The 12,957-nt window shown below is 39.0% G+C and carries 12 protein-coding genes; 7 read left to right on the plus strand and 5 right to left on the minus strand.

What is annotated here, in order from left to right; translation table 11 throughout:
- Positions 1-47: 47 nt before the first annotated feature.
- Positions 48-1,025 carry an HTH-type transcriptional regulator CysB gene (gene cysB / locus CWB85_RS09235; protein WP_016707541.1) on the minus strand — a complete coding sequence of 326 codons (978 nt, stop codon included), beginning with the start codon at positions 1,023-1,025 and terminating at the stop codon, positions 48-50.
- Between the two features lie 310 nt (positions 1,026-1,335).
- Between cysB and CWB85_RS09240 the strand changes: the two genes are divergently transcribed.
- Positions 1,336-2,094 (plus strand): hypothetical protein, encoded by a 759-nt coding sequence (locus tag CWB85_RS09240; RefSeq protein WP_016707542.1) that lies wholly within the window; start codon positions 1,336-1,338, stop codon positions 2,092-2,094.
- A 36-nt stretch (positions 2,095-2,130) separates the two neighbouring features.
- Here the strand turns inward: CWB85_RS09240 and CWB85_RS09245 are convergent, their stop codons facing one another.
- A complete protein-coding gene (locus CWB85_RS09245) occupies positions 2,131-3,423 on the minus strand; it encodes an NCS2 family permease (RefSeq protein WP_016707543.1) in 1,293 nt (430 codons plus the stop codon).
- A 126-nt stretch (positions 3,424-3,549) separates the two neighbouring features.
- On the opposite strand from CWB85_RS09245, the gene CWB85_RS09250 reads away from it, so the two are divergent.
- Positions 3,550-4,005, plus strand: a complete 456-nt coding sequence (locus tag CWB85_RS09250) for a tetratricopeptide repeat protein (RefSeq protein ID WP_016707544.1) — start codon at positions 3,550-3,552, stop codon at positions 4,003-4,005.
- 95 nt (positions 4,006-4,100) lie between these two features.
- Here CWB85_RS09250 and CWB85_RS09255 read toward each other — a convergent pair whose 3' ends face one another.
- Complete coding sequence (locus tag CWB85_RS09255) at positions 4,101-4,988, minus strand: LysR family transcriptional regulator (RefSeq protein WP_138554700.1); 888 nt, start codon at positions 4,986-4,988, stop codon at positions 4,101-4,103.
- Positions 4,989-5,111: 123 nt separating this feature from the next.
- On the opposite strand from CWB85_RS09255, the gene CWB85_RS09260 reads away from it, so the two are divergent.
- The gene (locus tag CWB85_RS09260) at positions 5,112-6,188 is read left to right on the plus strand and encodes an NAD(P)/FAD-dependent oxidoreductase (RefSeq protein WP_016707547.1); all 1,077 of its coding nucleotides are present in this window, start codon (positions 5,112-5,114) and stop codon (positions 6,186-6,188) included.
- 1,077 nt (positions 6,189-7,265) lie between these two features.
- Here the strand turns inward: CWB85_RS09260 and CWB85_RS09265 are convergent.
- Positions 7,266-7,565, minus strand: coding sequence for a hypothetical protein (locus CWB85_RS09265; protein ID WP_138554701.1), 300 nt, complete (start codon positions 7,563-7,565; stop codon positions 7,266-7,268).
- A 71-nt stretch (positions 7,566-7,636) separates the two neighbouring features.
- On the minus strand, positions 7,637-8,803 hold the full coding sequence (locus CWB85_RS09270; RefSeq protein ID WP_138554702.1) for an acyltransferase family protein: 1,167 nt from the start codon (positions 8,801-8,803) through the stop codon (positions 7,637-7,639).
- Positions 8,804-8,956: 153 nt separating this feature from the next.
- Here CWB85_RS09270 and CWB85_RS09275 point away from each other — a divergent pair, with 153 nt between their 5' ends.
- The 4 genes from CWB85_RS09275 to CWB85_RS09290 all read left to right on the plus strand — a co-directional run bounded on the left by CWB85_RS09275 (position 8,957) and on the right by CWB85_RS09290 (position 12,665).
- Positions 8,957-10,102 carry a sensor histidine kinase gene (locus tag CWB85_RS09275; protein WP_138554703.1) on the plus strand — a complete coding sequence of 382 codons (1,146 nt, stop codon included), beginning with the start codon at positions 8,957-8,959 and terminating at the stop codon, positions 10,100-10,102.
- A complete protein-coding gene (locus CWB85_RS09280; protein ID WP_138554704.1) occupies positions 10,080-10,694 on the plus strand; it encodes a response regulator in 615 nt (204 codons plus the stop codon). The genes CWB85_RS09275 and CWB85_RS09280 overlap by 23 nt, the downstream gene beginning before the upstream one ends.
- 1,018 nt (positions 10,695-11,712) lie before the next feature.
- Entirely contained in the window at positions 11,713-12,147 is a 435-nt protein-coding gene (locus CWB85_RS09285) for a SulA-like leucine-rich domain-containing protein (protein ID WP_029216051.1), read from the plus strand.
- 38 nt (positions 12,148-12,185) lie between these two features.
- Positions 12,186-12,665 carry a YchJ family protein gene (locus tag CWB85_RS09290; protein WP_016707554.1) on the plus strand — a complete coding sequence of 160 codons (480 nt, stop codon included), beginning with the start codon at positions 12,186-12,188 and terminating at the stop codon, positions 12,663-12,665.
- The last annotated feature ends 292 nt before the right edge of the window (positions 12,666-12,957 follow it).

The following is a 12,957-nucleotide window of genomic DNA, read 5'->3' on the forward strand; positions in this document are numbered from 1 at the left end:
ATCAAAAAAGCCGCAAACTGCGGCTTTTTTGATTTAGTAAGTCGCCTTTATTTAACTGGCAATTCAATATCTGCAAATAACTTGTCTACATCTTCTTGATTACGTAATAAACTCGCTCTTTCAACTCGTTCCTTAGTTAAGTGCGGTGCAAAACGTTCAATAAAGTCATACATATAAGTACGTAAGAAACTACCTTTTCTAAAGCCTATCTTAGTTGTACTCGCCTCAAATAAATGACTTGCGTCAATACAGACTAAATCGGTATCTGATATTTGATCTATCGCCATAGAAGCGACTACACCCACACCTAACCCTAAGCGTACATAGGTTTTAATAACATCAGCATCGGTTGCAGTAAACACGATATGCGGTTCAAGACCTTGCGCATTAAATGCCTTATCAAGTTCAGAACGGCCTGTAAAACCAAATACATAAGTAATTAATGGATACTGTGCAATATCTGCAACAGTGAGTGATTCCGCTTTTTTGGCAAGTGGATGATCTTTAGCCACCACAATACTGCGGTTCCAGTGATAACATGGCAACATCACCAAATCAGAATACAAATGTAGAGCTTCTGTGGCAATGGCAAAGTCGGCATCTCCGCGAGCCGCCGCATCGGAAATTTGTTGTGGCGTACCTTGATGCATATGTAACGATACTGCCGGATACTTTTTCATAAAGCCTTGGATCACGCTCGGCAACGCATATCGCGCTTGTGTATGCGTAGTGGCAATATTTAATTTACCTTGATCTGGTAATGTATGCTCATTGGCAACCGCTTTGATCCCTTCTACCTTAGAAAGAATTTCGCGAGAAATATTAATAATTTCAGTGCCAGCACTTGTAACGTGAGTTAAATGTTTACCACTTCTGCCAAAAATTTGCACACCCAACTCATCTTCTAACATACGAACCTGTTTAGAAATACCTGGTTGTGAGGTAAATAAACTTTCAGCTGTTGCTGAAACATTTAGTTTATGATTTTGGACTTCGACAATGTATCTGAGTTGTTGTAATTTCATGGCTGCAATTTTTAGTGTAGTTATACTGCTTATTTATAAATGCTACATCGCGTCAAGCCAAGTGTTTTCTAATTAATAATAGAAAAAGGCTCTTTAGGTTCAGCTTTATAAGGTTATGTCCTTAGGCTAGCATAAACCCTCGGATTGAGGTAGCCATCTTTTTGACGTAATAGAAAAATCATAATATATGTAATAATAAATACTGATAAAGTAAATTCTTTTCTTACATAAAACGCGCAAAACTATCCAGTTAGCGTATATTTAATGTAAGATAAAAAATTATTAGCTTGTGAAACCTGAGATTTAAACCATGATCGTTTCTATTATAATTATGTTGATTGTTGCACTCATTGTTATTGCCCTGTGGGTCAGTGCGGTCCAACAACATAAAGAGAAACAAGAAACCGAACGTCGCAAAGATTTAACGAAACAAAAAAAGATCATTGAAGAATCAGAAGACGTGCTCCTAAACAGCGCTAATATCCCAATGTCTGAGCATATTTTACGTATTGTTCAGCGCCGTATTCATGATGCTTTAGTAACTATGGTGCAACTTTCTCCCAATTCAAAAGAGTTAAAAAGCCGCTTAAATGAAGCAAAAGAGCGTTTAGGCAACCAACTCGATGCAACAAATTCAGAAACTCTAGTCCTACCTGACAACGACAAGCAATTAATAACATTGATCCAAGGAATAAAAAAGTTACGTGCAGTACTTCGCTCTGAGCATGGTAAAGGTAAGGTTGATAGCCAAGTTTTTGTTGCTGAAGATAAGCGTTTAGAAAAACTGCAATTAAGAATTAACATAGAAAGTCAAATTAAACGAGGTATCTCTGCTCGCTCTGCCAACATGGTTGGATCTGCGCGTCAATACTTCGAAAAAGCTTATGCAACGGTATCTGCAGTCGCCTATAGCGATGACTATATCACCAGTAAACGTCAAGAATTAGAAGGCTACTTAGAAGCCATTAGTACAGAATTAAAAGCATCAAATGCAACGGCTAGAAAGAAAAAAGCCGAACAAGAACAAGACGATTTAGATGTGTTATTTGCACCAAAGAAAAAGTGGTAAGCCACTTTTTCTTTGCATTAATAATAAAAAACTAAGTTACGATAAAAACGCAAATTTAACGATAAACATAGCCGTTAAAACCCAGACACTGACACTTACTTCTTCACGCTTACCGCATAATACTTTCACCGCTGTATACGAAATAAAGCCAAGTGCAATCCCGTGCGCAATAGAGAAAGTTAATGGCGTCATAAGCAATACTACACTGACCGGAATAGCATCTGTCATATCATCCCAATTTACAAACTTAAGATTCTGCAACATTAATACCGCCACATATAAAATAGCACCTGCAGTAGCGTAAGCTGGTACCATTTGCGCCAGTGGTGCAAAAAACATCATCAGTAAAAAGCACACACCAACCACAACCGCAGTTAAACCAGTACGACCACCCACCGAGACCCCAGCAACTGATTCAATGTATGACGTTGTTGTAGAAGTACCCAACATAGAACCCGCAATAGTCGCGGTGCTATCAGCACTAAGGGCACGGCCTAAACGTGGCATATTACCCTTTTCATCTGCTAAACCAGCCTTTTGAGTGACAGCCACTAAGGTGCCAGAGGTATCAAACAAATCAACAAACAAAAATGCAAAAATAACACTCAACATTGACAGTTCAAACGCAGCAGCAAAATCAAGTTGCATAAAAGTAGGTGCAATTGAAGGTGGCATTGATACCACACCTTGGTACTCAACCAAGCCTAAGCTAAGCGCTATTAAAGTCACCGCTAAAATACTGATTAACACGCCACTTTTAAAATCACGATACAGCAGCGCAGCAATGACAAAGAAGCTAAAAATAGCCAATAATGGCCCTGCTGCTGTAATATCCCCAAGTTGAACTAAGGTTGCAGGACTTGCCACAATGATCCCAGCATTCTTTAGTGCAATTAACGCTAAAAATGCGCCAATACCCGTAGCTATTGCTTGCTTTAAAACCAAAGGTATTGCATTAATGATCCACTCTCTGACTTTAAACAAACTTAAAAATAAAAAGATACAACCCGACATAAACACCGCACCTAATGCCGCCTGCCAGGTATAACCCATTCCTAATACCACGCCATAGGTAAAAAACGCATTTAGCCCCATACCAGGAGCCAGCGCTAGCGGATAATTAGCCCACAGGCCCATAATAAAACAACCAATCGCTGCAGCAATACAGGTTGCAACAAACGCAGCCCCCTGATCCATGCCAGCTTCAGCTAACATAGCAGGGTTTACAAAAACAATATAAACCATGGTAATAAAGGTCGTAAGGCCAGCAATACATTCACGGCGCACTGTTGAATTGTGCTCGCTAATTTTAAATAACGCATCAAGCATAAATGGATTTCATTTTAGATAACAATAATTGTGTAATTTTATCATATATTTCAACAATAGCAGGACAATTTACCTTGTATTGAACTAAACTTACACGGTAATAGACAACAATAAATACGCGGCACTATGACAGATACCTCGCCCATTGGCTTAGATTTAGAACAACAGCTAGATAATGTTTTATCGTTTATCACGCAACCAAACAGCAATTCACACAGTGATACTAAAGCTGATACACCAGACAACACAGTGAATAAAGCACTGTATTATTTAAAAAATGAACAACCTCCCCTTGCGTCAAAATGGATGAGACTCGCCGCAATGGCGGGTAATCATCGCGCACAATTTTACATGGGGTTATTTTTTATAAAAGGTCAAGGCGTACCACAAAGTGTATTTCATGGTGCGGTATGGTTAAGTCTTGCCAGTAGCCAAGGTTATGATCCTGCGACAAGTGCTTTAACAGATTTAAGAAAGCACATATCAACTAAGCGTTTTCAAGATGCAAAGTGCTATGCTGCTACACTGTATGAACAAATTCACCAACAGCAATTTAAACATTTAATTCCTAAGGCTCCATAACGCGAGCTATAACAATTAACGCTAATTTTAGCGCTGCTAAGTTTCCACTTAAAAAACTAAAGTAACCATACCACTGTGCTGTACCAGGAAACGATTTATTTAAGTGCAGCAATTGCGTTGTGATACTCATCACTTTTTAAAATAGTTAAAAATGCCTGAATTTTTTCAGAGCGATGTAAATCACCATGAGTCACAACCCAATTTTCAAAGTCCCATTGAATATGAGGTAAAACACGACTTACATTACCGTGCAGTTGTGAAAACTGGCACTGCATAAAGCCAATACCAACTCCATTTACAATGGCGTGTTGCAGTAAATTTTGGTTATTACTGGTACATACAATTTGCGCTGGTGGCACAACCTCATTAAACCATTTTACAATAGCTAAACGCTGTGGGGCTTCGTCGGCTAATACAAATTGGTGTTTTGTTAAGTCAGCTTCGTGATTAGGTATACCATGCTGTTGTAAATAGCGCTCACTGGCGTAAAGGCCAACACTGAGCGTACTAAAAGGCAGCACCACATAATTGTCGTCTTGTGGCTTAGCTCCCGTGCGGATTGCCACATGCGCTTGACCATACTCCAATTTCATCAATTCAGCACTGGTAAGCCAACGAATGCGTATTTTCGGGTGTTTTTGACTAAACAACTGTACGGCGGGCATTAACAAATGGGCTAAAGCATCTAGCGATGTTAAAATAAACTCCCCTTCTAGCTCGCCTTGCTGGCTTTTAGCGCGGCGTGCAAAGTCGTTAAATTGTTCATCGGTTAATTTTGCAACGCGCAGTAAATCTTCGCCCAATTCTGTTAACTGGTAACCTTTGCCGTCTCGCAAAAACACCTTTGCGCCTAACTCATGTTCAATCACGTCTAAATGTCGAAGAATGGTCGCCCGGTGCACACCCAAAGCTCTTGCCGCCCCACTAATACTGCCTGTTTGAGCAACAAAATAAGTGGTTCTTATTTCACTCCAATGTTTCATATCGCCTCAATGTATAATATACGCACACCTAGATACAATTATCGCTCATTGTCGCATTTTTTGTACACTCTACAATAGCCTTATAACATAAAAATTAACCCAACTTTTAGAATGAGCCTACAAATGAATACAACAACGCACACGCTAATTATTGGCGGGGGCTTCGCCGGCGCCACTTTGGCGCAAGAGCTAGCAAAGTCGAACATTGCAACGACGTTAATCGACCGAAAAGATTACTTTGAAGTCACTATGGCAACACTGCGTAATATTGCAGACTACGATAAGGTTAAAGACACACCCAGAATACGCTATCAAGATTTTATTTCGGGTGAGTTTATTCAAGCCACTGTTACTGAATTAACCGAAAACACTGCACAACTCGAAAATGGTCACTCTATATCGTTTCAACAAGCTATTATAGCTACAGGATCAAGTTATCCATCTTTTTCGATCGCTAAATCTAACCATGCATTGACTTTAGAGGAGCGAAATCAAGAGCTAAAAAATGCTTCGCTTGAATTAGCGAAAGCAAAATCGGTTCTTATTATTGGCGCAGGTGCTGTAGGTGTTGAGTTGGCGGGCGATATTGCATATAGCTACCCTAATATAAATGTAACGTTAGCTGATTCATCGGACAGTGTGCTGGCCAGCTACAGCAAAAAAACCCAACAAAAAGCCACCAAACAATTGCAAGCACTGGGTGTAAACATACAAACAAACCACTATTACCAACATCAAAACGACACGTATATCGATAAACACACAGGTCACCAACTTAACGCAGACATTACCTATATCGCCGTTGGGGTCAAAGCCAACTCACAGTTTATGCAAGCCCAGCTTAACAAATGCCTAAGCGAGCACGGTCTTATTAAGGTCAATAGCGATTTTCAAGTTACAGGCACCAGCTCGTTATGGGCAATAGGCGATGTAGCTAATTTAAAAGACTTAAAACTGGCCGCAGCCGCAATGCCTCAAGCAAAAGAGCTAGCCGCAAACCTAATTGCTAAACAGCAAGGTAAAAAAACGAAGGCACATAAACCTATGCCGGAAATGGGGCTGATCCCTATCGGACAAAAAAAAGGGGTGGCGCAAATACCTCTTTTTGGCACTGTTACTTGGCAACCCCTAATAAACTTTAAAAATAAAGATTTGCTTATTAATTATGTATTTAAGGGATTGGCTATTAAAGACATTTAGTGAGTAACGTCACTCATACCAGCTCAAAGCGACAGTTCCCAAGGGTTAAGCCACTGTAACGAAGTAATACAAATGGTACACGCGTATTACTTTTTACCATACAGCTTAACCATATTGGGTCTGCTGAGCGCTAAGGCAAAGCTAATAAAGGAATATGAAGTTTATCTATTACTTAGCAGTTACTAAGCCTGTTGTTAATTACACAGTACTCACACCAGCACCATATACACTGCTCGTTTGCTGATTCAGCATTTCAGCCTGTTGTCGTGCTACGTTCAAACCCAACCTTTATGAGAAAGATCTAAACTAGGTATGACCACCCTCCTCTACAGCCCTTGCTACGAAGACTCCCTATTTAAAATCTGTGAACAGTAATTCCAGAATGACTTGAGAAAGTACAATAATGTTCTTTCTCATTTAAGCTTGGAATGAGGCATTATCTATAGCGAGGTTGTGATAGGTGAATTTCTCATAGAAACTTTGAAAATTTCTCATGCGCAGCTGGAACCTGTCAAATTTATCATTGAAAGCTGGAATGAGGAAAATTAAAATTACAACAGCTGTTATTTCAGTAATTGTGTCAGAGGGCAACGTAAAGCTCCATCTTACCAGTCCGTATATAAACAAGAGTTTTTCCGGTCATTTTTAAAATCAATACCAGCAAAAAGTACTTCGAGTGGTAAACCTTACCTTTTACACTGCTGACCGAACAACGTTGTTGATATTGCTGAATCATTAACCAATTTTTGTTTATGATCTTTACACCTACGATTGATTTTTTCCAATCAACCTTACTCCTGCAGATACATCGACCAATAGACGAAATAACATAACGCTCTTTCCAAACTCTTCTCGAGCAACTTAACTAGCACATTATTGTTATTTGATAGCTTCTTCCCTAACACGATGAGCGGATGAGCTTTTTTTACCCAAACCGAGCTTAAGCAATAACGTGTTTATCAAATTCATGTTTTTACTGAATACCAAATTAAAATAGCGTCATATTTTTATATGCGCATTATTAGGTACATTAAAACAATAACTATTTTGATGAATTACCTGCCATTGCGCTTCGCACTATTGAGTAAGTAATTTAATCCACTCACCTGCGTTTGACACAATAAATTGATATTTATTGTCATCACTTAATACGATCTCAATCGCATCGTGTGTAAAAGGGAAAATACCCGCAACTTTACCTGTGCATTTACTCACCTTCACAATTTCACGTCGTGAAAAGGTGTAGGGCCCTAGCCCAAATTTCGTATTAAATGGAGTAAAGGTTACATCGCTATCGGTTAACGTAAACTTACCGTCAGCTTTGATAGCCCCTCTTTGAATGGTGGCCGTTATTGATTTGATTACTACTGCTTGCATAATCGTATTCCTTTATATAGCTATTAATGTGTCAGTTTTGCTGCTTTTAGGTCATTACCAAGTGACGATATTTAAGCTCGCTGTATTACCTTTTTATTGGTTCGCCTACCATTGAGTAGTGCGCCCAACCACGTATTTTTTACTATTAATAAATAACTTATTTGACCTATAAGTAATGTAACAACCACGCTAACTATAAACTTTACTAAAACTGGCAAATTAGTATTAATTAATGGCATCTGTATATAAATCAACACAGGAACATGGATTAAGTAAATCCAGTATGAAGAATTTGAGACGCTAAGACTAAACTTACTTTCATAATTTAAAAAACGATGCCCAAGTAAAAACGCCATAGCTGTTAACAAAATGATGCTCGTAACTTGCAGAACAACATGCAGCGCGTGTTGTTGCTTTACTGCAAAATGCCCTGTGCTTGCAGCGTTAATTACTTCATCGAGAGTAGGCGCTACTGGTAACAAAGCAAAATAAGCAATAAGAGATAAAGCCGCACCAACGCTAATAGGCCATAAATACTTGTGATATGAGGAAAGTTTATGCTGCTTCTTATAGATCCCCACCCCTAACCAATAAAAACTGCCGTAAAACCCATACGACCACAGCTGAGGCGTGAGTTTATCGGGCGCAGGAAATGGAATAGATTGCCCCATGAGTGACAGCGCTAATAAAGTAGGAAGCGCCCCCCACAAAAATAATGGATTATAACCAAGCCCATCAAGCTTACCTCCTAACAAGTTACTCTTTTTTAGCAGCCAATGTATCAAGCAAAACTGAAATAAATTCCACAAAAACCATAAGTGCATGGTGCTAATGACAGGCTCTTTAATGACTTGAAACACAGCAAATATCGGTGGTATTGGTTTAGCTATACTGGCCCCAAAACTCAAGGCATGAAAATAAACCGCAAAACCTAAAGGTAAAAAAACAATAAAAGGCAATAAAATATGTTTACTGCGATGGCGTAAAAAATGCCGGCTACTCGATTTAGCAATTAACAATGCACTGCAAAACCCTGCAATAATAAAAAACAATGGCATACGAAATAAGTGCAGAGAATGCGTGATGTAGTCAAATAGACGATGTGTGCTTGGATCAGCCGTAAACCAAATATTGCTAAAAAATGGGCTGTAAGCCAGTGCAGCATGAAACACAATGCCGAGCAATAGTGCGAGGCTTCGTAAATTATCAATGTAGTGTAATCGACTTTCTTTATTCATTAATATGCCCAACTATTATCCTGCGTTAATAAAAGCATAAATTAATGAGTTAGCGTGGGACTAGTCACAAAACTCATAGCCAACGCTATGACAGATGTCACTGTTTTTACAATGCTAGTTCTGTAATAATTGCTAAAAAACATGGCTGTAGTAATGGAATCAAACATACGACATACAACCGATTGGCGTTTCTCAACATTGGCCTCTTGGCTGGGTGTTACATCAGCGTGTGCATATTATGCAAACTCTGAACTAGCACTGTATTTACAAATTTTGGTGAGTAGCTCTATATTAGCTATTTTGCTCTATGTATTAAAACAGCCCAACAAATATGTTTATGGTGTGGCGGTAAGTTATTTTCTGCTCATATTAGTAATGATGCAACTTAGCTCAACGTCCTTAGTTTTTATTCACTTGGTTATGTTTACCGCTGTTTTTAGCCCTCACTTTTCACTGCCTAAAATACTGGCTTGTGTTGTAGCCGCCATGCTAGTTTATGGTCTAACGCATTATTCGCGCTGGGAAAATGGCATACCTTGGATCACCTTTACTATTTGGTTTTTCTTTTGTTTGATGAATTGGTTTATCAGTCGCCGGATTGTCGAAAGTTTAAATACACATTACCAATCCCGACAAAACTACAAAGAGTTAAAAGCCACTCAACACATGATGGGCGCCATGCATGCAGCGCAAGAGCGACAAAATATATCACGCGAGCTCCATGACTCACTCGGCCATAAGCTCACCGCGCTCAGCATTAATTTAGATTTTGCTAAAAGAGCAGCAAACGAAGCAACCGTTGAAACCCTGTCTCTTTGCCACCAACTTAGCCAAGAAGTGCTGGCAGAGGTGCGCGAAATCGTTTCAGCTCAGCGCAATGACAAAACAATACTCAAACAAGTACTCGAAGCCATTTGCGAACTGACACCTAATTTACGCTGCGATCTCCAGCTAAGTAAGGAGACTGAGCAACTCCCTCAAGACTATGCCCTGTGTGTATTACGGTTTAGCCAAGAGATGATCAGCAACACACTTAAACATACCAAAGCAAACCACTTTACTTTGCATGTAGGTATATCTCACGTTGACCAACACCCTCTGTTGATTGCAAAAGCGTATCACAATCAACCAGAAACCAACTTACCAAAACAAGGCAATGGGTTAGCAGGGTTAAATGAGCGAATGACACAGTTTGGCGGTGAATTTTCACAACATCTTGAGCAAGAAACTCTGATCAACACCATGACATTACCACTAAATTTAGAAGAAAATAGCCATGATAAAGTGCCTACTTGTTGAAGATCAGACCTTAGTTCGCTTAGGCATCGCTAATTTACTTAACCTCGATAGCGCCATTAATATTGAAGCCCAAGCTGAAGATGGCTTGCAAGCGCTTGCCCTATTAGCAGAGCATAGCGTTGATATTGTTTTACTCGATATGAGAATGCCGAATTTAGATGGGCTCGGCGTACTGCTAAAAATGCGTGAAAAGGGTGATAAAACCCCCGTGCTGATCATTACCACATTTGAAGATTGTGATGTATTAGTCAAAGCCCTTAACCTAGGTGCTCGTGGGTATGTGCTTAAAAATATTGAGCTTGAAGAACTCATTAGCGCTATCAAGCAGGTCGTCGCGGGTGAGCGAGTCTTACAAAGTGCGGTAACTGATTTTTTACTCAAAAAGCAACTAAGCCCTCAGCTCTGCTTAACGGACAAAGAACAAACCGTATTACAGTGTATGTCTTTAGGCATGTCGAACAAAGTGATTGCCAAAAAGTTAGATAATTCTGAGGGGACTATCCGCAATCATGTGTCACAAATTCTTGCTAAATTAGACGTAAAAGACCGCACTCAAGCCGTTATAAAAGCTATAAATCAAAACCTAATTTAATGCGCTAACAGCACCAAATTACTATTTTTGACTAGGGTATATTGATGAACACGAAACGCTTTTTAGGTGCCTCTATTTGTCATCAAGCTTCAGTGGTGCGATTAGCATAAATAAGAGTAAACAAAACCAGCTAATAAACAAACAGGCGACTATCCATGCTAACTTCTCTTGACTTCCCACTTTTTTGTGACCTAGCAATGAGTATGATTGGTATCACCCACATAATGAATAAAACAAGCAGCAAGGGAAACCAAGATATAAATATTTGAACAATGTTATCCATCATTTAGTATTTATGCGACAGGCAGTTTATGTTGCATAATCGCTTGTTGAACTGAGGCGCTAGCTGCTCGGTGTGTCAGAGTTGGTGTTGTTTATACTATGGGAGTTTGCTTTTTAAAGGTTCTAGCTAAATCGGCTTACCTATTATAGTTTAAGCTTTCCCTGCATTGCTCAGCGTTAACTATGTATCCATTACACTTAAATTCTACTCAATAAGCAATTATATTTAGTCAATCTCAATGACCAATCGCTCTTAGCCGAACTTCATCAAGGTGCTGAAAGCTTGCCTTTCCGGTTTAACTCACTTCTGTCCAAAAATGAGTTTACCCGATCGTCTGTTTCTCACTCAAACTTGCCTTACGAATTTTAAAATTCTGAGTACTACATACGCAATATCCTGCATAAATGTCGATCACTATATATGCTGTATTAAATACAAAAAAAGATACATTATCGCTTCTGGTTTAACTATTTCATGTTTCAGCCTGTTTGTAGTTCAACATACGAATTCCAACCCCAATGAGAAAAACCCCAACAGGGAACGCAATTACCACCTCTGTAGCCCTTGCCACACCTGACTTTCTATTCCAGATCTGTGAGAAACAATTCCAAAACGACTTGAGAAAGTACATTAACATTAAAAATCGTATAAAAAATTAGCAAAAAACACTTGCGTCAAACAACTGTATAAACTACTGTATACATATACTGTATAAACAACCAGTGAGTGAACATTATGTTACAGCCAATTACTATAAGAACTGTTAAAAGCTACCAACAAGATAATCAAAGTTCATCTGTTAACTTAATTCAAATTGAAGATGAGATCTCAGCAACCTTTGAATTACTTAAAGTATTACACCATTACAATAACCAAAATGCATGGACACTACTCATTGCACCCGATCATGTACCTAGCAAGGCATTGCTTGATTCATGTTCTATTGATACTAGTAAACTACTCGTAATACGCCAAAAACATCTTGTAAACTTAGAGTATGTACTAAACTCGGCATTACATAATGGTAATTTTGCAGCCGTGATCACCTGGACTGACATTGTAAAAGATAATCAAATTGCTGATCTATCGCTAAACTTAGACCAAGCAAGTGCAAAACTATATTGCTTTACTAAAACTCAACAAAGTACAGATATAGCATTGCCGCAATAAGCTGTTAAAATACCGCTTTTCTATCAAAACGATTTTGCATGACTTCACTTACCCACAGTAATTGCTTATGCGGCAGTCAACAAAGTTACCAAGACTGCTGCCAAAAGCTCCATTTAGGCACAGAGCAAGCAAACACAGCGGAGCAACTTATGCGCTCTCGCTACGTTGCTTATGCATTAAAAAACGCCAAGTACATATATCAAACTTATGCTCAAGAAAAACAAACTGAGAACCCAGTCAATGAAATTGCTGCTTTTGCTAACAGCTGTCGCTTTATAAAGTTATCGGTGATCGATGCCGAACAACACGAGTTGACTGCGGATGTTGAGTTTTGCGTTAGTTATTTTTATCAAAATCTATTTTGTCAGCTACATGAGAAATCAAATTTTATTAAAGAGAATGGGTTATGGCGCTACCTTGATGGCGAGATATTTCCAGTTGCGGATATAAAAGTTAGTCGTAATGACGAATGCCCATGCGGTAGTGGAAAAAAATATAAAAAATGCCACAGCGTCTAACCTAGCGCATATTGCTGCTATAAACTTTTTTATGCAGCATAATATCTTCTCTACAACTTAAAAGGTTACTAACGAACACCTTTGCAGAGTTACCGCTGTGTACTTTATTTATGTATAAATTTACAAGCTCAGTTCCCATCTGAATGAATACTGATCACCCTTTTTATACCAATCGTGTTAAGTTACTGACCATTTATAGCGACAGATAAATACAGTGATAACAAGGCATAAATTTTGACATGTAGTTGTTCTCGGCAATTGCTCCTGCATTGCTCTACCTCCTGCATCCATG

Source organism: Pseudoalteromonas sp. S1727 (assembly GCF_005886375.1).
In the GTDB taxonomy this organism is placed as follows: domain Bacteria; phylum Pseudomonadota; class Gammaproteobacteria; order Enterobacterales; family Alteromonadaceae; genus Pseudoalteromonas; species Pseudoalteromonas haloplanktis.